Raw genomic sequence first — 24868 nt, 5'->3', positions numbered from 1 at the left:
CCTGATTGTTTATTTTCTTCAAGAAAAGGACTTGACTGTTATTTCAGATAATTTCAAAGATTCCTTAACATGCCGAGCAAAGGATAAAGCATGTGCCCCGTCCCCGTGAATACAAATGGTATCTGCTTTTAAAGCCACATCCGAGCCTTGCTGAGACAGGACCTTACCTTCCTTCACCATGCGAATGACCTGGGCAACGGCATCATCATCGTTTTCGATCAATGCGTCCTTTTCCAATCGGGAAGTCAATGAACCATCATGTTGGTAGGTACGGTCGGCAAATACTTCACTCCCTGTTTGCAATCCGATAGCCTGTCCGGCACGTATCAATTCACTGCCCGACAAACCAAATAGGATAAGCTCAGGATTCACTTTATATACCGCTTCGGCAATTGCCACGGATAACTCTTTGTTCTTTGCGGCCATATTGTATAAAGCCCCATGCGGTTTCACATGCTGCATACTTCCGCCTTCGGATTGCAGAAAGCCATTCAATGCACCAATTTGATAGACGACAATATCATAAGCCTCCTGTGGTGAAATATTCATATTGCGTCTGCCAAATCCTATTAAATCCTGTAAACCTGGGTGGGCTCCGATTTTGACATCTTTCCCTAAAGCAAGCTGGACCGTTTTTCTCATGACTGTCGGATCACCAGCGTGGAATCCACAAGCTATATTGACAGATGTTACATAGTCCAAAATTTCTTGATCATTACCAATCCGGTAGGCTCCAAAACTTTCTCCTAAATCACAATTCAAATCAACCGTGTTCATACTACCCTCTCCTTTACTAACGGAAATTTCAGTAAAAAAATTATGTAATTACTCTTTCAATCACTCAAATGCATCAGTTCCGAAATTCGGAATTACAGTTTCGTATTTCGGAATATTCTCATTCTAGCATATTTTAATTATTCCGACAATACCTTGTTAGATAACCTAACATTATAGTTGGATATAATTAATAATAATAAAAAGCCGTTGTTTCCTTTGAAAGGAAGCAACGGCCATGATTACAGCACTAAAATTAGGAGTATATTATGACAATGAATTTTTAAATCGATTAATAGAAAACAATGAAATATCTTCCTTGCTCGTACCGGAGATAATCAAGTCGCTCAAAATTTCCCCCATGACACTGCTGAATTTAAAACCATGTCCTGAGAAACCTGCTGCTATGGCAATGTGTGGATAATAAGGATGTTTATCCACTATAAAATGCTCATCAGGGGTCATGGTGTAGATGCAAGTTTTCCCATATTTCAATTTTTGATCAGCAGGCATATATTTCCGCAAAAACTTCACCAAATCTCCCTCATCTTCATTCAATTCACCAAAACCTTCAATAAAGCCATCAGGATTTATACGGGTTCCCCCATCATGTCTCCCTACTTTCATTCCAGAACCATTTATACTAGGAAAGCCATAGTATGTACCAACTGAAGTATCAAAAGAAAAAGCCGGAAACTCATTATGATTATATAATCTTTCATTTGCATGAAACCATGCAAATGTTTTTCTGATTGGTTCCAGCGGCAAATTCAAATCTAACATCGCCAAGATTTTCGGTGCCCACGCCCCAACTGCAACCACTAAAGATTCTGAGTGGAATGTCTGTTCATCCGTTTTAATCGTGACCCCATCCCCATGAACAACTATCTTCTTAACTTCACTGTTTACCCTGATGTCGGCACCATGATATTTCGCAAGTTGTTGATACGCTCTTAAGCACTCTTCACTTTTCAATACGCCCGAAGTCGATTCATAGCATCCAATGTAGTCTTCCGGCAGAGTTATTCCAGGCCATCTATCATGAATTTCATGTGAATCCAAGATTTTCATAGGTAACCCATATTCGTTTGAACCCGCTATCACTTGCTTAATGAAAGTGGAATTTTCGCTACCAGCATTCAGGACCCCCGTTGGAAGAAATAATTGTTTCCCCGAATTTCTTTCCAACTCACCCCATAGCTCTTGGGATTTAAGTGCCAAAGAAATATACTCCCTGCCTTCACCATAAGCATGTCTAATAATTCTTGTTTCCCCGTGATGGCTGCCCTTATTATGAGGAGGAGCAAAGGAATCCAATACTAATACTTTTTGTCCATTTTTTGATAGATAATAACCTGAAGACATTCCCATAGATCCAGCTCCAATTACAATTACATCATAATGCATCTTTCATCCCTCCTCCTTTAAATATGATCCTTCATTTTAAAAAAGGGAAGCCATTTTACCTTATTTAATAAAGTAAAACAGCTTCCACATAGTTTTAGAACTCTATTTCCCCGATTGCCGTTTCAACGAACTTCACTATTTCCCCTTCATGAATTTGCCTATATATCGCTTCAATGTCAGGATGGAAAAAGCGGTCTTCTTCAACCATCGGGACTTCGCTCCGAACTAAATGATATACCCCCTCCGTGACCGATGACGGTTTCAAGGGCAGATGAAAATCCATTGCTTGGGTTGCCGTCATCAGTTCGATTGCTAAAATATATTCAAGTTTCTTCGAAATCCGATAGGCTTTCTTCGCAGCGAAATAGGCAAAACTTATCACGTCTTCTTGATTTGCGCAGGTAGGGATATTATCTATTGTGGCTGGATGCGAGAGCACCCTGATTTCATTCAATAGCCCGGCGGCTGTATATTGCGGAATCATGTAGCCACTATTTAAACCTGGATTAACCACTAAGAAATTAGGTAATTCACTAAGTTGATGGTTTACAAGCCGATCTATTCTGCGTTCTGTTATTTTTGCTAGGTTTGCTAACGCGATGGAAATCGCATCCGTATAAATCCCAACAAATGAACCATCAAAATTCCCCGCCATCAGGGCAATTCCATCTTCCTCTTCCGGAAAAATCAGAGGATTGTCACTTACAGAGTTCATTTCATTCTCGATCGAAACAGCAGCGTCCTTCAAAACTTTTTTTATGGCTCCATGGACTTGTGGAATGCATCGTAAGCTAAGTGCATCTTGTAATCTATGTTCCTTGTAAGTTTCAATGATTTGGCTGCCTTCAAGAATCCTTGTAACATTCCTGGCTGTCTTAGCCTGTTCCTCATGTTTTTTCAATGCGTGGGGACGGGGATCAAATGCTTTTATTGTACCTTTTAGCACTTCTAAAGACATTGCTCCCGTAATGTCGGCGGTTTTCGCGGCTTGCATGCTATTGTATAAAGCCAGGACAGCAATCGCAGTAACGGAAGTAGTCCCGCTTGTAAGTGCCAATCCTTCTTTAGCACCCAATGTAACAGGTGCTAATCCAGCTTTCTCTAAAGCTTCCATGCCAGGTATGAGCTCACCTTTATACCATGCCTTCCCCTCACCAATCACCACTAAGGCCATGTGGGCTTCAGGAGAAAGATACCCCACTGACCCATCACCTGGAACATAGGGAAGTATATCGTGATTTAACATTGAAGCGATAAGGTTTAAAACTTGTAAACGGACCCCTGAATAACCTTGGCCTAAATTCACGAGGATCATCAATTGAATGGCTCTTACGACTTCTTTTTCAAGAGTTTCCCCAACAGATACGGCATGTGAACGAACAATATTCCGTTGAAGGGTTTCGGCGTCAAGTGGAGAAATCACCTCCGTCATATTACTGCCAAAACCTGTCGTTACACCGTAAATCAATCTATTATCATCTAGAAACTTGTCTATTAAGCTTCGTGATTTATCCACCCTTTCACGATAGGCCTCAGTGAAAGTAACTTTTGCACCATATCTTGCAACCGCAATTACCTCTTGGATTGAGATGGCATCATCTCCTAGTACAACCTCTTTAATATCCATAGGATGTAAACAATCGGTAGTTGTCATCTTATACATCACCTCTCATATGACTCATCAAGAAGGAGAAAAAAGTTTTGTCCTTCTCATCATTTATTTGCTGGAAGCTAATCTTATGTTATTTTTTCATTTTCTGTAAAGGGAATTGCGGTTCCCTTCGGAGAACTCTCCGCTTCAAGCAAAGGGTCGCTTGCTTCATGTAATGAGAGATTCTTCGTTTCAGGTGCCCAGGCGATCGATACGATCAAGCCGACCAGTAGGATGGCTGCCATTCCTGCCATTGAGGCACTTAATCCAAAAGAACTTAAAGAAACAGGCAGCAGAAATGTTCCAATTGCAGAACCAATCCGACTAATTGCCGTAACCATACCTATTCCCGAGCCACGGATCTCAGTTGGAAAAAGCTCTGCCGGGTATACTAATGTAAGGTTCGATGCCGCTGACATGAAAAAAGTAAAGATCAAGAAGGCTAACAACATTAAGAATTGAGAACCATTGTGCAAGAAGCTGAGTGAAAACAATGATACGGAAAGGATCGTGAAAGCCCCGATGGTAAATCCTCTGCGAGAAAATTTTGCAAGCAGCCAAAGACCAACAATTGCCCCAACAAGCAAGAATAGATTTAACATTGTATCCGCAAAAAAGTTCTGTTCAAAACCCATTGTACTAAGTATGGAAGGCAGGAAAGTGTAAATTGCAAAGTACGGAATAACAAGAGTCAATTTGAATATTCCACCAAAAGCCAAACGCTTACGAAGCCTTTTACTGAAAAGTCCACGAAACCCCAGAGTCTTTTGATTTTCTATGCCAGTCGTCGTTTCTCCCATTTCAACGTTCGATCCAAGGTGTTTTTTTACAATCTGGCGAGCTTCTTCGACACGCCCCATGCTTACAAGCCATCTTGGTGATTCAGGCGTTCCTATTCTTAAGATTAAAACCACAATAGCCGGAATGGCAGCGCTGACAAGCATCCAACGCCATGAGTCTGAACCAACCTGTCCCAGGTAATGACCAACAAAGTTTGATGCTACATATCCTAGCGTCCATACTACGTTTATAGACGCTAGGAGCGAGGAGCGATACTTTTTTGGTGAAAACTCGGCAAGCAAAGTCGTACCGACAGCGTAATCTCCTCCAAGTCCGAATCCAATCAGCAACCGTAAAATAAAAAGCTGTTCTGGGCTGCTAACAAAAAATTGTAAAATAGTAGCTACCGTGATAAGTAAAAAGTTTACGAGAAAGATTTTCTGTCTGCCAACACGGTCAGAAAGTCTTCCAAGTATTAAAGATCCCGCAAACAGACCGATTAAAGCAGAGCTGCCGATCAGCCCTGTCCACATTGAATTCATATTCATTTGAGGCCCGAATACTGTCAGGGCCATCGCAATGATCCCTAAAGAATAGCCATCACAAAAGCTGGAACCGAATGTAAGTCCTGCAATTCGAAAATGAAACCTATTAAATGGGGCATCGTCAATAGTGAATTTTTGTTCGTTCAAAGAATCCCCTCCATTTTTTGGTTTATAAGATATATAGAATCAAAAAAAACACTCTTCCTGTAAAACTCCAGTAGTGACCCTGTCTTTGAATGGATCGATTAATCTTAATACTATAAAAAAATTCAGCGAAGAATATTATGAAATAATACTCTTTTTATAAACTATATCAAATCATTCTGCCTTTTAATTTCTATTTAATATATGAAAATATAGTTTAAGATTCGATCAATTGTTTATCATTGAAATAAATGACTTCACTAAGTATTTTACAGCCTTCCATTACCTCGAATTTTTCCCTAGCTTCCTTTTCTTTGGTAAACTCAAACATTTTTATGCCATTTTTCGAATGGATAGTGATTATCCACATAAAATTCCCTCCACATGGAAGATTCATTTCCACGAATTCCTTAAAACACTTTCATTTAATTTCACTGTAAAGTGGTAAAGTGTTTAATGCTGAAATTGGGTAGGATGATAGATCATCATCCTACTATTCAGCACCAATACATTTGTTGAATACTTCTAAAAGCCCATTCCATCCCCTGAATTTTTCAGTGGATGGAATGGGAAGACATATATTGAGAATAGTGATTTTTAAAGGCCCGTCAGGCTTTTGGAATCAGTATTCACTTTATCATTCACAACTTGCACACCATTTTTCCATACAGACTTAATGTGATTGACACCAAATAGATATTGCAACTCCTGATAGTTTTCAACATTCCATAGAACGACATCCGCTTGTTTTCCGACTTCAAGGGATCCGACCCTTTCTTGTCTGTTGATTGCACAAGCAGCATTGTATGTCGCCGCCGTCAGAGCTTCTGCAGGGGTAAGCCGCATCGAAATACATGCCAGATTCATGACAAGCGGCATGGATGTCGTCGGTGAAGATCCGGGATTGCAATCGGTTGAAATGGCAACAGCCACACCTTCATCAACCATTCGTCGTCCAGGGGCCGCTTCTTCTCGTAAATACAAGGCAGTGGCTGGAAGCAAGCAGGCAATGGTGCCTGACTTCGCCATGGCAGTTATCCCCTCATCGGAAGCTTTTAACAAATGCTCAGCTGAAATGGCTCCGATCTTCGCAGCTAATTCAGCTCCACCGTAAGGCTCAATTTCATCAGCATGAATTTTAGGGATCAAGCCGTACTTTTTCCCCGCCTTTAAAATCCGCTCTGATTGTTCAGGGGTAAAAACCCCCTTTTCACAAAAGACATCATTGAATTCTGCAAGCTTTTCTTCAGAGACGATTGGAAGCATATCATTAATCAGATGATCGACAAATTCATCCTCGCGGCCTTTATAATCCTTTGGAACCGCATGGGCTCCCATAAAAGTAGGGACTAGATCAATCGGATGCTCTTCCTGTAGCTTCTTCATCACCCGCAACTGCTTTAATTCGGTTTCCAAATTCATTCCATAGCCGCTTTTACCTTCTACTGTAGTCACGCCATGAGCGAGAAACGAATCAAGTCGTCGCATGGTTTGCTCCATCAATTCTTCTTCACTTGCTTCTCTTGTCATTCGGGTGGTAGCATGAATGCCCCCACCTGCGTTCATAATGTCCATATATGTTGCGCCTTCAAGACGCATTTCAAATTCACGTTCCCGACTCCCGCCATATACAACATGCGTATGTGGATCAACTAACCCAGGTGTCACCAAATGTCCAGTTGCATCAAAGACTTCAGCTTCATGCATTCTATCTGCATAGAGTTCTTCCAATTCTTTGGTCGTACCGATCGCTTGGATCAAACCAGATTCCATCCATATACTTCCATCTTCAATCAACCCAAGCTCTGACATTGCCTCTTTGGAACGAGGACCTTTCTTATCAGAGGTAAGCGTTGCAAGTTGAGCGGCATGTTTTATCCAAATTGGTTTTGTCATTGTTTATCAATTCCTTTATCAAGCATCGGGATATTAATACCTCTTTCACGGGCTGTTTCCTCTGCCAGTTCATACCCTGCGTCAACATGACGCACTACACCCATCCCAGGGTCCGTTGTCAAAACTCTCTCAATCCTTGCCGCTGCTTCTTTTGTTCCGTCTGCCACAATTACAACGCCTGCATGCATGGAGTAACCCATTCCTACGCCACCGCCATGATGTACGGAAACCCAGGTTGCACCGCCCACTGCATTCACCATTGCATTTAAGATCGGCCAGTCGGCCACTACATCGGAACCATCCTTCATGGCTTCCGTTTCACGATTCGGCGAAGCGACAGAGCCAGAATCCAAATGGTCACGGCCAATAACGATCGGGGCCTTCAATTCACCGCTTGCAACCATATCATTGAGAATTTTACCAAAACGGGCGCGCTCCCCATAACCAAGCCAGCAGATGCGGGAAGGCAGACCTTGGAACTGAATTTTTTCCTGAGCCATTCTAATCCAGTTACATAAATGTTCATTATCAGCGAATTCACGTAAAATGGCTTGATCTGTTTTATAAATATCTTCTGGATCACCAGATAAAGCCACCCAGCGGAAAGGACCTTTACCTTCACAGAATTGTGGACGGATATAAGCTGGAACGAAGCCCGGGAAGTCAAAAGCATTCTCTACCCCTTCATCTTTCGCAACTTGACGGATATTGTTGCCATAATCAAACGTCACAGCTCCTTTTTCCATCATTTCAAGCATCGCTCTTACATGTTTGGCCATTGAAGCTTTAGAGAGTTTAATATACTCTTCTGGATTTGCATTCCGTAATTCTGCAGCCTCCACCATTGACAGGCCTGAAGGAGTATATCCATTTAGCGGATCATGGGCCGAAGTCTGATCCGTCAAGACATCAGGAATGAAGTTCCTTGCGATCATTTCCGGAAGAATATCTGAAGCATTCCCAATCAAACCAATCGATAATGCTTTACCTGCAAGTTTAGCTTCATTGGCTAAACGAATGGCTTCATCCAATGAATCCGTTTTCACATCCGTATAACGAGTCTCGATCCTCCTGTCAATTCTTGTCTCATCTACATCGATCCCGATACAGACACCACCGTTCATCGTAACTGCTAGCGGCTGTGCCCCTCCCATTCCGCCTAAACCTGCCGTTAAAGTTATGGTGCCTTTTAACGAGTTATTGAAATGTTGTTTTGCAAGCTCGGCAAAGGTCTCGTATGTACCTTGTACGATTCCTTGAGATCCGATATATATCCAGCTGCCTGCTGTCATTTGCCCATACATCATCAATCCCTTTTTATCAAGTTCATGGAATGTTTCCCAGTTCGCGTATGCAGGGACGATATTTGAATTTGCAAGCAGGACACGTGGTGCATCAGAATGCGTTTTAAAAATTGCCACCGGTTTCCCTGATTGGACAAGTAAAGTTTCATCTTCTTCAAGCTCTTTTAGTGATTTGACGATTGCATCAAAGCATTCCCAGTTACGAGCTGCTTTCCCAATCCCTCCGTATACCACCAAATCTTCTGGACGTTCAGCAACTTCAGGATCCAAATTATTCATCAGCATTCTAAGCACTGCTTCTTGTTGCCATCCTTTAGTATGCAATTCTGTTCCTGTATAACGGATAACCTTGTTTGTAATCGTGTTCATTTTCATTTCCCCCTTGTTTTGTTATATATTCATTCTATAAGAAAAATTCAGAATAATTAATTATAGTTTGATGATTATTTTATAATTTATTTTAAGTATTTGTCGTTAACTTTATTTTTTTATGAATAATTTCAATAATTACATTGTTATGAAATAAATAAAAAAGGACGATTCATTTATTGAATCGTCCTTTTTTATAATCCAGACCGATATGCTGATGGTGTACAAGATTCAAGCAATTTGAATTTGGCATTAAAATAAGTTTGATGTGAATAGCCAGCCAATTGTGAGATTTCCTCCAATGATATATCCGTTTCCTTTAATAAACGTTTAGCTTCCCTAATTCGAACTTGATGGAGCGTAGTTCGAAAAGACTCGCCTGATTCAGCCGCAAAACGTCGGCTGAGTGTGCTTTTATTGATACGCAGAGTCTCTGCACAACTCGCTAGATTCCACTGGGCGTCCCAATAGTTGGACTCGATCAGCTCTCTTGCCTTTTCACTAATTGTGCGTGCCCCTTCCTGTAACTGTCCATGATCCTGCATAAGCATATGCGTCGTGAACGCATGCAGCTCTTTTACTATTTGATGAATGACGGGTTTATGTACAATTTGCTGAAATACATCATAGTAAATTGCTTCTAGGGAAGCATTTTGCAAGTTGTATGATTTCATATGCCTACGAATCTGCGCGAGTACGCTTGTAAGGCGGATACGAACGATTTCCGGGTCGGGGTATGGTCGTTCAAAGGTAAGGAATTCACGTTCAATCCAGTTCCTGATGGCTTTTGCATCCCGTCGTTCGAGCATTTCTATCCAAAGTCTTTGTTCAAGAGGCGTGAGGAATGGATCCATCTCTTGAGGTGAAGTTTGTTGACTTTCGGCTAAAATGATATCATATCCATCAAAAAAGATTTGTCTCGTAAACTCACGTGTTTGCTGATACATCCTTTTTAAAGACTCATCTGAAGATGCCGCTTTTATAATGATAGCAAGGGGCTCATCCATTCTTTCTTTCCAGTGGGCAAGAAAAGCTTGATACTCTTCCTTATAAACTTCAACTTCCTTTGTTTCCTGGACACATAAAATAAAATCCGATAAAGCGAAGATTTGATTTTTTCCAGTAAAAGAATATCGTTGCAATTCATCATAAACTAATGGCAGGGTCTTGTTATCAGGTGTCAAAAAAGCGACCATGGTTATTCGACTTTCATGCCTCCGGTCCGTCAAGAAGAAATCAGGATACCCAATATCCAGAGCATTCTCATCATCCATGGTGTTTGACGAGAGAAGATTTGGACCATTTCTCAATTGAAAACGCAATTGTTGGATATGTTTTACCAAATCCGCCGAAGAAAAAGGACGGAATAATACATCTTCAGCACGGAAACGTAAGGCTCGATAAGCCGTTTGAAAAATTCGCTCAGATGAAATCCCTAACCATCGAATTCCCCTTCGCTTTAATGAAACACCCATCGCCTCACTTTCATCCGTCCAAATATCCATATCCAAAATAACGAATTCCGGTTGCTGATTGCGGATGCCCTTTTCAAATTCTTCAATCGTTTTCCATAAGATCAGTCTAACTCCCGTTAGGTGGGACTCGACTATCCAACGAATTCCTTGAGCCTCAATCTCATCTTTTGCCACCAAATGAATTTCCACATCATCACCTCATTTCTGCTGATATTCGTGTAATGAAAATAAATATAAAGGCACAACTTGAAGAGAAAAGGAATGCCTGGTCTTTTCGAATGGACTTGTATCTAATCTCCATTCTAATCCCGCCGAAAACTACAAACAAGTCTTATTGGACAGAACCTGCGATTAAGATTAAATTTTTGATATGCTCAACCGTTATTTTTATCTACTCGGGAAGTAGCCATATGAAAAATATAAAAAGAAACATCATAGGAACTTTTAAGATTTCCAATGATGTTTCTTTTTTAGTCACTTTTAATCTTCAATACATATAGAACCTTTATTATCGATTAATATTGACTTCAACTTCTTTTACGATGTTTTCCGCTGAAGCATCTGTCAATTTTAATGATAATAGGGTGATGACTCCTATTACAAGTAATCCAGATAAAATAAACATACCTTGAGTAAATGCAACAGTTCCGAGAATCATCGGTCCTACAAAACCACCTAAAGCCGCAAATGAATTGACGATGGCTATTCCAACTGGTGCAGTGGACTCAGAGAAGAAAAATGTCATATAGGCGAAGAAACATCCACTAAACCCGTATAAACCGAATGATGTAATCGTTAACATAAGCACCATCATAAAAACACTATCTGAAAAGCCGCACCCGATAAAACCGACAACTGCTATCATGAGGCAAACGAGCAAGTGTGATTTATGTTCATTGGTCCGATCTGAATTCCAGCCCACAAACATAATGGCAGGTATGCCTACTAACGATGGAATCATCGCTAACCAGCCTATTTCTAAATTGGTTGTTGCATTTTCCGATAAAGATTTAATGATGGTGGGCATCCAGAATGACAATCCATAGATGGATGTGTACCCCGCGAAATAAAATAGGGCCAGCTTCCAAATTTTCGCATCTTTCAGCATGGCAAGCTTTGTGACCTTATTTACTTTCGAGCTAACTTTTCTTTCCGCACTCAATTCCCCTTCTAACCAATCACTTTCTTCCTTAGATAACCATTTAGCGTTAGTCGGTCTATTAGTTAAATAGAAAACAACAACAACACCGATAATAATGGCCGGAATGCCTTCAAGGATGAACATCCACCTCCAGCCGGCCATACCGAACCAGGAAATATTGTCAAGTATCCACGTCGACACAGGCGCACCTATCAATCCGCCAATCGGTAAGGCTAAAAGCAGGGCTGCTGTTGCCCGTCCCCTCTCGCGGGCCCTGAACCAATAAGTTAAATACAAAATTATACCAGGAAAAAAACCAGCTTCGGCAACACCTAATAAAAAACGGAGAATATATAAATGCATCGTTGTTTGCGCAAAACCTGTTAATATTACCACGAGTCCCCACGAAATCATGATGCGGGCAATCCATATCCGAGCTCCCACTTTATGCATGATCATATTGCTAGGAACTTCAAAGAAGAAATAGCCTATAAAAAAAATGCCGGAAAGCAATCCAAAAACTTCAGCGGATAAAGCTAATTCTGCGTTCATTTGTAAAGCAGCATAGCCTAAATTGACCCTGTCCAAGTAAGCAATGATATAAAGGAGCAAGATAAATGGAAGAATGCGTTTCATCGTTTTACTGATCGTTCTTTTCTCTATCTCACTACTGGAATGATTCATGATAATTCCCTCCCTTTTCTTGCTACTATTTCCCAAAAAATAATCCGTTTAACGCACATCACTTTCCTGCATCCCAATACTATGGTACATTCCTAGGCTTTAAGTTTATTCTGATACCCCCTCCATTTACATATACTGCATCCAAATTTTATAAACATAATCCATATGCTCATGGCTAAGGAGTACTAAGTCTTTCTACATGACAGTAACCAATAGTATAAGAATCTTCAGAAAATCCAACCAACCTTTTCACCTGATTCTTCCACTTGTAAAACCTCCTAATTTAAACTGAACTAACCTCCTCCATACTTGATCTCAAAACTTTGTAAGCGCTTTCTAAAAATGCAAAATGTGATTAAGAAAGCGTTGTGATTATTGATGATCTACGTTAGATTAAATAGACCACCAATCAATTAACTAGACTGTAGTCTGATATTAAACTATATAGGAATATTCTGTCAATTATCATTTGGAGGTTTTTTATGATTGAGCCTAGAAAGAAACAGCTTAGGGGAGAAAAGACTCGTGAAAAAATATTAAAAATATCTTTAAAGCTATTTAGCGAAAAAGGTTATGATAAAGTCACCGTTGAAGAAATCGTGAAAAAAAGCGGCACATCAAAAGGGTCATTTTACCAACACTTTTCAGCGAAATCGGATATTTTTTTAGTGAGATTCATAGAAGTTGATGATTACTATCGTGAAGTCTTCCGTTCGTTCCCAGTCGATATGGACGCTACCGAGAAATTATTTATTTTCATACGCAAATTGATGCGTTTTCTGGAAGAAGAAATGGGCAAAGATTTAATGAAAGTGATTTACAGTTCCGCTTTAGATTCGAAAGAACATACTTACTTTTCAAATTCAAATCGCTCACTTTTCCTAATTATTCGTTCATTAATTGAAGAGGCGAAAGAACAAAACGACATTGGCACTGACCAATCAGTTAACGAAGTTTCACAACTAATCACCCAAAGCCTAATGGGAATCATCTATCATTGGGGATTAAACAACTCAGAACAAAGCTTGGAATCACTATCCATACCGCTAACCAAAACAATCATTAACGGGCTGAAAACTAAGATCTAATACCTTAAATCAAAAGATTCATTTTCAAAAAATCTGACATTAATTCAATATTATCTCACTGAATGGTCAGGGTAACTCCATTAATCTATAAAGTTCACTTTTTCATTACTTTCAATTGAGTGTCAGACATATTAAACAAGGAGTCGAAAGCCAGATATCATGAAACGATTTTTATTTATCATCCTATATGCACTATTATTTGGATTATCGCTGCAGGCTTTTAATTTCAGGCTTGACCACCCTATTGCCAAAGATATCAGCCGGCTGATGCCGGTTAAAATGAAAACGATTAAGGCGGAAGATAGTGAAGAAGAAATCAAAAAGGTCGTTATGGATGCCGAAAAAAACGATGATCCCATTTCCATTGCCGGAATGCAGCATAGCCAAGGAGGGCAGACATTATATCCAAATGGGATCCTGCTCGATATGAAGCACTATGATAAAATACTTGATTTGGACGTAAAAGAAAAACGCATCACGGTCCAAAGCGGGGCAACCTGGGCTGCTCTCCAGGAATATATCAACCCATATGGACTTGCACTGAAGGTCAGTCAATCTCAAAATATTTTTACCATCGGCGGTTCTTTGAGCGTTAATGTCCATGGCCGCGATATCCGTCACCATGCCTTGATAGAAACCGTGGATTCTTTTAGATTGCTTAACGCAAAAGGACAAATCCTAACAGTGAGCCGCGAAGAAAATTCGGAGCTCTTCCATTCGGTTATTGGCGGGTATGGTTTGTTTGGCGTAATACTCGATGTAACACTCCAACTTACCGATGACGAACTTTATAACATTAAAACTAAATCACTCCATTATGATGAATATACGTCGTACTTTAAAAGAGAAGTTCTCAATAACGATGATGTTAAAATGCATCTTGCGAGAATATCGGTTGCTCCTGGCTCCTATTTGGATGAAATGTATGTAACGGACTATTATAAGGCAAATGACCAAACAAGGCTATCTGACTACAATACTCTCAAACGGGAAACGATCATTGCCGTGCCTAAATTCTTTCTTGGCCTATCACGATTTAATGACTGGGGTAAAAAAAGGTTTTGGGAAACTCAAAAAGCCTACACGGCCAATATTGCTGGCAACTTGGTTTCGAGGAATAATGTGATGCGGTCGGACTCAGCCTTTATGGATTACAGCAACCCCACCAAAACTGAAGTGCTGCAAGAATACTTCGTTCCGATTGATCAATTTGGAGATTATATCGATGATTTAAGAAATACCTTATCTGATGAGAAAGATTTTAATTTATTAAATATTACAATTCGTTATGTGGAACATAATGATGAATCACTCATGTCCTATGCCAAGGATGATATGTTCGCTCTTGTGATGCTCATCAATCAAGGGACAGATAACGATAGTAAGGAAAATACGGGAAGGGTCATCCGTAATATGATTAATGTGACGCTTGACCATAACGGAAGCTACTATTTGCCCTATTATGGGTATCCAACCAAGACCCAATTATATGAAGCTTATCCGCATACTGAGGAATTCTTTCGATTAAAGAAGAAGTATGATCCTGATAATCGCTTCATGAATCTTTTCTATGAGGAGTATCATCCATGAATTATAAACGGTTTGTTTTTTACCAAGGCACTGTTGGAATGGCTGCCAGCATGATTTTCCCTTTTTATATTTTGCTGATCAAAAATGTAGGTACAAGTTATTCACAATTCGGGTGGGCATATGGAATATTCTCACTGACTGCAGCAGTTAGTTATCCTTTAATCGGAAAATTCACTGACAAAGCCGGTGACAAAGCATTTCTCCTTATCTATTCATGGGGGATGGCATTAATCCTTCTTGCCTTTCCTCTCGCATATGAAATTTGGCATGTCTATCTCCTGCAAATCATTATGGGGGTACTTGGGGCAGTGCAAAAAAACACTGAAAAAACCGTACTTGCAAGATATGTTACGAAGAAAACAGCAGGTGAGGAAATTGGAAACTACCATGTTTGGACATCCATCGGTGCTGCAGCAGCGGTGATTGCAACCGGATATTTAGTCGACTTTTTAACGATTGGCAGCATCTTTTACATTGCCTCCTTAATGTTTGCCTGGAGTGGATTTATTATAATGAAGATGGAGCAAAATACTTCACTATCTAATGCAGAAAATATAAAAATATAAGCATTTATTACGCCTATAATTCAGTTAGCCCTTTTAGTGGAAGAAGCATCTGCATTAACCTCAGCAGATGCTTCTTCTACTATATAAATCATTTGCGGATCAAAAAACAAAAAATGATCTTACAAAGATATATTAAACCCGCTCCCCTTTTCTCAATTTGGTTTCGTTAAATATACGAATTCTAAACTTACTGCGTTTATTAGTACAATTAAAGATAACGGACCAGAGCACATATAATAAAATACTACGTTCTTATCAACTTGGTTATTATTTTTCCGTCTAAAAAAACTAATGACATCATAATTATACCCATTCCAATCAACTGATGAATAGACAACGCTTCATGTAAAAAGAAAAAGCCTAAAATCATTCCGATGACAGGCACTATATAATTACTATATGAGGTAAATAATGCGCCTTCTTGCCGAATCAGCCTATTAAATAATGCATAAACAACACCTGCATGGAAAATGCCTAAAATCGCTAAGTAGATAGATTGAGATCGTGCTAAATCCAATTTGAAAGATTGCTCAAAAAAAAGGGACATGGGAATGAGCAATGCACTGGCAATTAGTAATACATTTCTCATATGAATAACGGAAGATCCCTCGTTTAATTTCTCCATGAAAATCAATGATAATCCAAAACTCATGGCAGCCAATATCAATAGGATGTTACCCTGAATACTGTTAGAAAGGTCTTGGAATCCTTGTGTTGGCCAGGAAAGGAAGACAATACCTGCAAATCCGAATAGGATACTTGTAATCTCCGGCCTTGTGCTTTTTCTTTTGAAAAATGCTAGTAATAAGAGGATGGTAAAGATGGGAACCATCCCAATCAGCACCGCTGCGATACTGCTAGGCACCGATTTCTGACCTTGTGCAATAAACACGAATGGTAGTACAACCTCGAAAAAAGCAATGATTATATACCATTTATAATAACTCCTAGGTACTCTTCGCTCTTCTTTTGATAAAAAAAAACCAATTAAGAGTAAACAGATACCGCCGATACATGCTTTGATGGCTGACAATGTAATAACCCCAACATTTTCAATAACTAATTCAATAAAGAAGAATTGAGATCCCCATATACCACTAATCAAGAGTAACACCACATATTTATTCATTCACTTTACCTCCCTTTTCAGCAATGGATCGGCAATAGTCTTACTTATATGCTTTGATTGAATTCCACCAAAATAATTCGTGCCAATTACCCCAACAAGAATAATCATTGCACCTATAATATGATAATAATGAATCGATTCATGTAAGAAAAGCACCCCTGCTATAATCGTAATCAATGTCGCTAAATTACTAAAAACGCTCATTTTAGATGCTGGTAATATAGATAATGCATAGTTTGATAAAAAAGCGGTAAGCAGTGACGATAATACCCCAAGATATACGATTGAAATGAGGAATGCACTACTTGTGAAGGGTAATAAAAAGCTACTAATAGATTGGTTAATTATATGGTTGATGATGGCCATACTATTAAAAGTCACAAAACCAAAGAATGTCATCACATAAGTTAACGTAAATAGTGAATATTTCTTTGTTACCTTCCTCGCTACCACATTATAGAGAGCGGCAGCAATCGAGGATAATAAGATTAGGATCGTTCCTTTCAAACTGTGAGCCGCAAGTTGCAAGTCATTCATGACAAAGATAAAGATAACCCCCATCACAGAAAAATAAAGGGAAATTTTTTGACCTTTACCTGCGTATTCTTTCAAAAATAATGAAGCTGATAATAACGTGAAAATTGGTATGGTCGCTTGGATAATACCCGCTTCTGAAGATGAGGTATATACGAGACCAAACACTTGAAATGTAAAGAAAAAAATTGGATAAAGCAACACTAACGGAAGAATCTTCAAAGTATCGGTTGCGCTCATTTTCACTGATGTCCTCCGATACAGCTTAAAAATTATCGCGATCAAAAAAGCCATCGTAAATCGATGTGCCAATGTATCTAGCGGACTCGCTTCCATTAATGATATTTTTGTAAAAATAAATGAAAATCCAATAATAAAGGCATATAGTATCGCCGCAATATAGGCTTTTTTATGTTCTGGCATATTTAGTAACTCCTCCTTTTCAACACCCGGCCGGTTGTTAGTATCGTATTAAAAGTTCCACTACGATACAATACAAATTAGAAGCATCTGTAACGGTACAGTTTTTAGGAGGTATTCATGTTAAAATACGTAGCTTTGTGTAATGAATTTGAATCTCTCATCCAGAATGGACAGCTCAAAGCGGGCTTTAAACTCCCATCGATTCGTCAATTAAGCGAACAACATCAATGTAGTAAAAGTACAGTTTTGAAAGCTCTGCAAGAATTGGAAAAGAAGCATTTAATCTACGCGGTTCCTAAAAGTGGATATTATGTCGTTCAAAAAGAATTTGATGGTAAAAGAAAACCAACAGCGGAAATCGACTTTGTTACTTCCGCTCCCGCTTGGCATCAATTTCCGTATCATGACTTTCAACATTGCATCAACAAAGCCATCGATACCTATCAGCAAGAATTGTTTATCTATGGCACTCCAAAAGGGCTACCTTCTTTAATTAAAGTGATACAAAAACAATTAGAGCAGTATCAGGTTTTCGCCAAAGAAGAACAGATTTTCATTACTTCAGGCGTGCAACAAGCACTTTCCTTATTAACGTTCATCCCTTTTCCAAATGAACGTACCCATATACTAGTTGAACAGCCTAGTTATCATCTATTTGTGGAGCAATTAAAAGCGTACAAGATTTCCGTGCTAGGAATCCAACGAACTGCAGAAGGTATTGATTTAGAGGAATTAGAGCGGATTTTTAGCAGTCAGGAAATTAAATTCTTTTATACGATGCCTCGTTTCCATAATCCGTTAGGGACATCTTACTCTAAAATGGAAAGAGAGGAGATACTAAAACTTGCAGTAAAGTATGGTGTCTATATTGTAGAAGATGATTATTTAGCAGATTTCGAAGAAAATATGAAGGTGGACCCTATTTTTTCCGAGGATACCCATAACATGGTCATTTATTTAAAAAGCTTCTCTAAAATAATGTTTCCAGGATTACGCATAGGTGTTGCCGTATTGCCTAAACCATTAACGGACAGCTTCCAACTATATAAAAGAACAGCTGATATTGATAGTTCCATGATTTCACAAGCAGCCTTGGAAATCTACATAAAAAGCGGTATGTTTAAACACCATAGAAACAAAGTGCGTCTTTCCTATTTATTGCGAGCAAACTTGCTATATGATGCTCTAGAAAAGCACTCTGCTTCAGGCTTTTATCGCCCACCATCCATATGTATGAACGCTCATATCGTACTGCCTCATCGTTTAAATAGTACTCACCTCATCAAAAACTTACAGAATCAACAAGTACTGGTAGAGACGATGGGTCAAAATTATTTAGATGGCTTTCACCAGGAAAAAATATTAAAATTAAACGTGTCCAATACAAATATACAAAAACTGGACCAAGGAATAGCTATCATTTTTAAAGAATTGAATAACAAGCAGAACTATTACTTATAAAGCTTTTACATAAGGTATAGTCACTTTCCACACAGGGCAATAAACAAAAAAGAGCCAATTAGAATTGGCTCTTTACAAGGTTGCTCTTATCAGTCCACTTTATTTATAAAATTTTATACGATCCTCAAGTGGTTTGAATTCTTTATCACCCGGTTGAGCTGTTGGATTTCCAAATGGCATTTGCGCAATCAATTTCCAATTGCTTGGAACATTCCATTCTTTTTTCACTTCATCATCAATTAGAGGATTATAATGCTGTAAAGTTGCTCCCAATCCTTCTGCTTCTAGTGCCGTCCAAACAACTAATTGATGCATGCCTGATGTTTGTTGTGACCAGATTGGGAAGTTATCGGCATACGTTGCAAATTGTTCTTGAAGTGATTTCACAACAGATTCATCTTCAAAGAATAATATTGACCCATATCCCGCTTTAAATGAATCCATTTTTTGTTGAGTGCCAGAGAAATCTCCCTCACCAACCGCTTTCTTTAATGCCTGCGTCGTAATATCCCATAATTTATCATGTGCCGATCCTGTCAAAACAACAAGGCGTGAGGATTGGGAATTAAAAGCCGATGGCGTATGTTTTACCGCAAATTCTACTATTTCTTTAATTTTCTCATCGGATACTCCGACCTCTTTATTGATTCCATAAAATGAACGTCTCTCTTTAATGGCCGTGTAAAAATCTTTTGTCATAAGTCATTCCTCCAGAGCATTTTTTCTATTTCAAATGATTATTCCATTTTTTATTTTCTACCTGATTTAGTATGGGCATAAACCAACATATCATTCGCTAAAGATTGTCAATTATTCTTTAATGAATTCTTTGGTGCTTCTTACTGTATCAATGGGACGGACCAACTTTTCGATTTGCTCCCTCTTTGATTCTAAGAACGGTGGTAAAGATAATTTTTCCCCAAGCGTTTCATACGGCTCATCCCCCATAAATCCAGGACCATCCGTGGCAAACTCGAATAAAATTTGCGGCGCCACTCTTACGTAAAGCGACTCAAAGAAGTGACGATCAACATAACCGGACGTATGAAATTGGAAGCTTTCCATTCGTTTGATCCATTCTTCCAGAACTGAACGGTCTTCAACACGGAAGGCTGTATGGTGAACAGTCCCAAAACCCTGCCGTGCCTGAGGGAGGATCGAATTATGCTCGACGATAACTTGAGCACCATTCCCCCCTTCCCCTACCTCAAATAGGTGAAATGATCCTTCCTTGTCTATTTCTTTGAATAATAGGACTTTTTCCATCATTTCTTTAAAGTAATCGAAATTGGCGATCCGAATGAAAATTGGTCCTAATCCTGTAATAGCGTATTCCAGAGGAATCGGCCCTTTTTGCCAAGGGATTCCAGCTGCAACCCCTTCATTATTTTCATCTGAAATCAATTGATATTGCTGATCATCAAAATCCACAAAAGAAATGATCTTTTTGCCAAACTGTTCTTGGATTCCTGTATTCTTTACCTCTAAACGGTCAAAGCGTTTAACCCAATACTCCAATGCCGCATCAGTCGGTACACGGAAGGATGTTTTGGAAATCTCATTAGTCCCATGCTCTCCTTTGGAAATACCAGGAAAATCGAAGAATGTCATGTCAGTACCCGCACCGCCAACATCGTCGGCAAAAAACAGGTGATAAGTTTGGATATCATCTTGGTTGACTGTTTTCTTGACTAAACGCATGCCTAATATATTTGTGAAAAATTCATAATTCTTTTCTGCACTACTTGTTATGGCCGTTACGTGGTGTATACCTTTTAATCCATTCATAAACTATTCCTCCCATTAAAACGAATCAATTTTTGGATGTTTAGCTTTTTCATTAATCCCCTATATTTTTCCTTCAATAAGAGTGGCTATTCATTAAAGGGGTTTGATAAGGTTTTACATGCTACTTTTTATCTTGAATTAATATATCTTAACTTAAAGATAATTTATCATGAATGCCATTCACTGTCAACAATATTATCTCAAATTAATATATCTTGAAATCAAAATAATTTCAGACGAAAAAACACCACTTTCAATTTTCCTTAAGTAAAGACCATTCAGTATTTGTGTTAATGTCTATAGCTATAAATAGCGGCAAAGAAAATCAAGCAATTCTTTGGCAAAAATGAAGTGAAAATTTTAATGTGTTACCATACGAAAGCCCCCACCATAAAACAAAATCTTTAGGTGAGGGCTATTTCGTTTTGGTTACTTATTTTACGTGATGCAAATCCGCTTGTTTTCCGGATGAAGAGTTTGTGCCATCATTTTCTTTTGACTTCTTAGAGGAAAGATAAACTCCTGCGAAAATAATCAGCAGGCCAATAATTACATTGGGATTAATCGCTTCTCCCAGCAGGACATAACCCCAAACCATAGCGGTTGCAGGAATAAGGTATGTAACAGATGCGGCTAACTCAGGGCTGCCATTTTTATTGATGTAGAAATAGATCAGCTGGCCGACCCCAGAGCCAAGGCACCCAAGACCGACTATGGCGAAAATCGTCAGCGGTTCCATCAACATCACTGGCTTTATCGGCTCTGTTATTAGCATCCCGATCAAACCGATAACGGCACCCGTGAGAAGCGTAAACGTCGTAATGACCAATATGCTGGTACTGGAAAGAAATCTTTTCGTAAAATGACCGGCAAAACCATAACAGATGGACGCTAGCAGCATTGTCCCAATCCCGATGAATTCCTTTCCGAAAAGCTGACCGATTTGAAAATCCATCAATACTAGAATTCCGAAGAAGCCAATTAAAATGCCCATCCATTGTCGGGCTGTTAGTACGTATGAAAAAATGATAAATCCGATGATCCCCGTCCAGATCGGAGTGGTTGCATTTAGAATCGATGCCGTGCTGCTGTTAATCTCTGTTTCACTTAAAGGTATTAATCCCCATGCTAATCCGCAATTGAAGGTTCCGACAACGACCAGTGCTTTCCACGGCAATTTCCAGTTGATTTCCCTGCGCTTCCACCATAAAATGGGAAGCAGAACAACAGCACCCGCCAAACAGCGGAGAAATACAATCCCCCAAATGCCCGCAGGCGATAGCAGCCACTTCATAAAAACAAACGATAAACCCCATATCAAACTAAGGCCGATTAAAGCCCCGTATAATCGAAGCATGATGTTCCCCCTTGCTACTTTCAATGTTTGCCAATCACTGTATTGCGTTCAACATTTAAAAATTCACAATCTTTATTGCTAATATATTGAATTTTTACGTGACAATCGACATTTCCCCTTTACCTAGAACACTTTACCATATAATACCACGCAATTTATTCAATATATATTTACAATTGAAAATTCCCTGAAAATCACTGAGTTTTATATGCCCTCTCTATCATAATCCAACGGGTTTTTTTTTCACTATAAATGATTTATTTAGCGCAAAAAAAAGCCTGGCAACCTTTTTTATAGTTGCTAGACTTAAGTTTATTTTAAGATCACTCCCAATATAAACAACAATTTAAACGGATGCGCAAGGTTCGTTCCTCCATGCCGATCATTTAATAGGCAGCCAGGTCACGCAGTGCCTTTTCCACTTTTTCTGGATTCACCATGAATGATTTCTCTAATGATGGTGAATATGGCATTGCTGGAACATCCGGACCCGCGAGTCTCATGATTGGGGCATCAAGATCGAAAAGGCAGTTTTCTGCAATGATCGCCGATACTTCACTAATGATGCTCCCTTCCTTATTATCTTCAGTAATCAATAGGACTTTTCCCGTTTTAGATGCAGCTTCCATAATGGCTTCTTGATCTAATGGATAAACGGTTCGTAAATCAAGTATATGAACAGATATGCCATCACTGGCCAGCTTTTCAGCTGCCTGAAGCGCAAAATGAACACAAAGGCCGTAAGTAATCACTGTAACGTCCTCGCCTTCACGTTTTATATCCGCTTTACCAATGGGTAAAACATAATCATCATTCGGCACTTCTTCTTTAATTAGGCGATAGGCTCGCTTATGTTCAAAGAAGAGGACCGGGTCATCATCACGAATGGCTGCTTTCAATAAACCTTTCACGTCATAGGGTGTAGAGGGCATGACAATTTTAAGTCCCGGTTGATTGGCAAAAATGGCTTCAACGGATTGTGAATGGTATAACGCCCCATGTACGCCCCCACCATATGGAGCTCTGATGACGATGGGGCAATGCCAGTCATTATTGGAGCGATAACGGATTTTTGCAGCTTCTGAAATGATTTGGTTGATTGCAGGCATGATAAAATCAGCGAACTGCATTTCCGCAATCGGCCTCATTCCATACATGGCCGCGCCGATGCCAACTCCTGCGATTGCGGATTCAGCAAGCGGTGTATCAATGACACGCTGTTCACCGAATTGTTCGTATAACCCTGAGGTCGCTTTAAAAACGCCGCCTTTTATCCCTACGTCCTCACCTAATACAAATACACGGGTATCACGTTCCATTTCTTCCCGCATCGCCATTATCACCGCATCTATATAAGATATCACTGCCATTTTCTTTCCTCCTTACCTTTCTGCGTAAACATATTTTGAGAGCGTGTCTTCATTTGCAAATGGAGCATTTTCCGCATAATCCGTCGCTTCGTTCACAACTTTCATTATTTCCTCATTCATTTGTTTCTCCATGAGATCATCCATTATTCCTGTTGCTTTTAAATAGGCGCCAAAAGTAATGATCGAATCTATTTTTTTTGCCTCCGATACTTCATCAGGCGACCTGTATTGACTATCATCATCATCGCTTGAGTGTGGTGTAAGCCTGTATGAAACCGTTTCGATTAAGCTTGGGCCTTCACCGCGCCTTCCTCTCTCAGCCGCTTCTTTCACCACCCGGTATACTTCGATCGGATCATTTCCATCAACCGTCACCCCTGGCATTCCATAACCAATGGCCCTGTCGGACACTTTTCCGCAAGCCAATTGCTTTTCAATAGGGACGGAAATGGCATACTGATTATTCTCGCACATCAAGATAACCGGAAGTTTATGTACACCTGCAAAATTCGCTCCTTCATGGAAGTCACCTTGGTTTGATGAACCCTCTCCGAATGTAACGAATGAAACAATATCTTTTCCTTCCATTTTGGCAGCGAGCGCAATCCCCACTGCATGTGGCACTTGAGTGGTAACTGGCGAAGATCCCGTCACGATGCGATTCTTTTTTTGCCCAAAATGTCCAGGCATTTGACGCCCGCCTGAATTAGGATCTTCTGCTTTGGCAAAACTGGATAACATTAAATCCCTTGCGGTCATCCCAAACGCGAGCACCACTCCGAGATCCCGATAATAAGGAAGTACATAATCCTTTTCACGATTCAATGCAAATGCAGCCCCCACTTGAGCTGCTTCTTGCCCTTGACAAGAAACGACAAATGGAATTTTTCCAGATCTGTTCAACAGCCACATACGTTCATCAATTCGTCTTGCCAACAACATAACTCTATACATCTCAAGCACCTGCTCATCACTCAGACCTGCCTTTAGATGACGATTTTTATCCATATCTCATCATCCCTCCCAATACCTAATAATTAATACATTTCCCTGTTTTAATGGGGCCCTGTATCACAAATACCAATCTTTCTAATTAGCTGTTTGTTTGTCTCGCAAACTTAAATCCTGTTATGTATCTACGGAAGAAAAATTCTTATATGTATACATGCGCTTTCCACTTAACACCCGTACATTCTCATTTGCGTTATCATCTAGTATTATTACCTGGTACTAACTCAATATTATCCTAACACTTTTCATCTCACATTTTCAAGTTAATTTCACTTTGTATGGGTTGTTTTCACGCGAAAGCCTTACCTGACTTGAAAACTCATTTCAATACATGCACCAAAGACTAAACACTGGGGAGTTGAAGTTATTTTTTTGTTGACT

General features: G+C 39.5%; 20 protein-coding genes. 4 read left to right on the top strand and 16 right to left on the bottom strand.

What is annotated here, in order from left to right:
• Window positions 1-18: 18 nt before the first annotated feature.
• The 9 genes from pxpA to ACYP5M_RS01975 form a co-directional block, all read right to left on the bottom strand.
• Window positions 19-777, bottom strand: coding sequence for a 5-oxoprolinase subunit PxpA (gene pxpA / locus ACYP5M_RS02015; protein WP_459734578.1), 759 nt, complete (start codon window positions 775-777; stop codon window positions 19-21).
• 264 nt (window positions 778-1041) lie between these two features.
• Complete coding sequence (solA, locus tag ACYP5M_RS02010) at window positions 1042-2181, bottom strand: N-methyl-L-tryptophan oxidase (protein ID WP_452445416.1); 1140 nt, start codon at window positions 2179-2181, stop codon at window positions 1042-1044.
• A gap of 94 nt (window positions 2182-2275) precedes the next feature.
• Window positions 2276-3835, bottom strand: a complete 1560-nt coding sequence (gene hutH, locus ACYP5M_RS02005) for a histidine ammonia-lyase (protein ID WP_459734577.1) — start codon at window positions 3833-3835, stop codon at window positions 2276-2278.
• An 83-nt stretch (window positions 3836-3918) separates the two neighbouring features.
• Complete coding sequence (locus ACYP5M_RS02000; RefSeq protein WP_101221824.1) at window positions 3919-5304, bottom strand: MFS transporter; 1386 nt, start codon at window positions 5302-5304, stop codon at window positions 3919-3921.
• A gap of 214 nt (window positions 5305-5518) precedes the next feature.
• Window positions 5519-5671: a hypothetical protein gene (locus ACYP5M_RS01995; RefSeq protein ID WP_202190547.1), complete on the bottom strand. Its 153-nt coding sequence runs from the start codon at window positions 5669-5671 to the stop codon at window positions 5519-5521.
• 227 nt (window positions 5672-5898) lie between these two features.
• A complete protein-coding gene (hutI, locus tag ACYP5M_RS01990; protein ID WP_459734576.1) occupies window positions 5899-7197 on the bottom strand; it encodes an imidazolonepropionase in 1299 nt (432 codons plus the stop codon).
• Window positions 7194-8870 carry a urocanate hydratase gene (gene hutU, locus ACYP5M_RS01985; protein WP_101221822.1) on the bottom strand — a complete coding sequence of 559 codons (1677 nt, stop codon included), beginning with the start codon at window positions 8868-8870 and terminating at the stop codon, window positions 7194-7196. Before hutU ends, hutI begins: the two co-directional genes overlap by 4 nt.
• A gap of 194 nt (window positions 8871-9064) precedes the next feature.
• Complete coding sequence (locus ACYP5M_RS01980) at window positions 9065-10534, bottom strand: helix-turn-helix transcriptional regulator (RefSeq protein ID WP_230176448.1); 1470 nt, start codon at window positions 10532-10534, stop codon at window positions 9065-9067.
• A 319-nt stretch (window positions 10535-10853) separates the two neighbouring features.
• Entirely contained in the window at window positions 10854-12170 is a 1317-nt protein-coding gene (locus tag ACYP5M_RS01975) for an MFS transporter (RefSeq protein ID WP_459734575.1), read from the bottom strand.
• A gap of 482 nt (window positions 12171-12652) precedes the next feature.
• Here ACYP5M_RS01975 and ACYP5M_RS01970 point away from each other — a divergent pair, with 482 nt between their 5' ends.
• The 3 genes from ACYP5M_RS01970 (at window position 12653) to ACYP5M_RS01960 (ending at window position 15414) form a co-directional block, all read left to right on the top strand.
• The gene (locus ACYP5M_RS01970; protein WP_459734574.1) at window positions 12653-13258 is read left to right on the top strand and encodes a TetR/AcrR family transcriptional regulator; all 606 of its coding nucleotides are present in this window, start codon (window positions 12653-12655) and stop codon (window positions 13256-13258) included.
• A gap of 159 nt (window positions 13259-13417) precedes the next feature.
• A complete protein-coding gene (locus tag ACYP5M_RS01965; RefSeq protein ID WP_459734573.1) occupies window positions 13418-14848 on the top strand; it encodes an FAD-binding protein in 1431 nt (476 codons plus the stop codon).
• Window positions 14845-15414: an MFS transporter gene (locus ACYP5M_RS01960; RefSeq protein ID WP_459734572.1), complete on the top strand. Its 570-nt coding sequence runs from the start codon at window positions 14845-14847 to the stop codon at window positions 15412-15414. Before ACYP5M_RS01965 ends, ACYP5M_RS01960 begins: the two co-directional genes overlap by 4 nt.
• Window positions 15415-15658: 244 nt before the next feature.
• Here ACYP5M_RS01960 and ACYP5M_RS01955 read toward each other — a convergent pair whose 3' ends face one another.
• Entirely contained in the window at window positions 15659-16543 is an 885-nt protein-coding gene (locus ACYP5M_RS01955; protein WP_459734571.1) for a DMT family transporter, read from the bottom strand.
• Complete coding sequence (locus ACYP5M_RS01950) at window positions 16544-17500, bottom strand: DMT family transporter (protein ID WP_063233451.1); 957 nt, start codon at window positions 17498-17500, stop codon at window positions 16544-16546. It abuts the gene before it with no gap.
• 117 nt (window positions 17501-17617) lie between these two features.
• Here ACYP5M_RS01950 and ACYP5M_RS01945 point away from each other — a divergent pair, with 117 nt between their 5' ends.
• Complete coding sequence (locus ACYP5M_RS01945) at window positions 17618-18961, top strand: aminotransferase-like domain-containing protein (RefSeq protein ID WP_459734570.1); 1344 nt, start codon at window positions 17618-17620, stop codon at window positions 18959-18961.
• A 99-nt stretch (window positions 18962-19060) separates the two neighbouring features.
• On the opposite strand, the gene ACYP5M_RS01940 is transcribed toward ACYP5M_RS01945, so the two are convergent.
• From ACYP5M_RS01940 to ACYP5M_RS01920, 5 genes are all read right to left on the bottom strand, one after another.
• Window positions 19061-19660, bottom strand: coding sequence for a nitroreductase family protein (locus ACYP5M_RS01940; protein ID WP_252269654.1), 600 nt, complete (start codon window positions 19658-19660; stop codon window positions 19061-19063).
• A gap of 111 nt (window positions 19661-19771) precedes the next feature.
• On the bottom strand, window positions 19772-20749 hold the full coding sequence (locus ACYP5M_RS01935) for a ring-cleaving dioxygenase (RefSeq protein WP_459734569.1): 978 nt from the start codon (window positions 20747-20749) through the stop codon (window positions 19772-19774).
• A gap of 433 nt (window positions 20750-21182) precedes the next feature.
• Window positions 21183-22106, bottom strand: a complete 924-nt coding sequence (locus ACYP5M_RS01930; RefSeq protein ID WP_459734568.1) for a DMT family transporter — start codon at window positions 22104-22106, stop codon at window positions 21183-21185.
• A gap of 386 nt (window positions 22107-22492) precedes the next feature.
• Window positions 22493-23476, bottom strand: a complete 984-nt coding sequence (locus tag ACYP5M_RS01925; protein WP_459734567.1) for an alpha-ketoacid dehydrogenase subunit beta — start codon at window positions 23474-23476, stop codon at window positions 22493-22495.
• Window positions 23477-23488: 12 nt separating this feature from the next.
• Complete coding sequence (locus tag ACYP5M_RS01920) at window positions 23489-24484, bottom strand: thiamine pyrophosphate-dependent dehydrogenase E1 component subunit alpha (protein WP_101221809.1); 996 nt, start codon at window positions 24482-24484, stop codon at window positions 23489-23491.
• Window positions 24485-24868 lie beyond the last annotated feature (384 nt).

The sequence above is a fragment of the Peribacillus sp. N1 genome (assembly GCF_054600815.1).
This window is presented reverse-complemented; position numbering and strand designations above follow the sequence as displayed.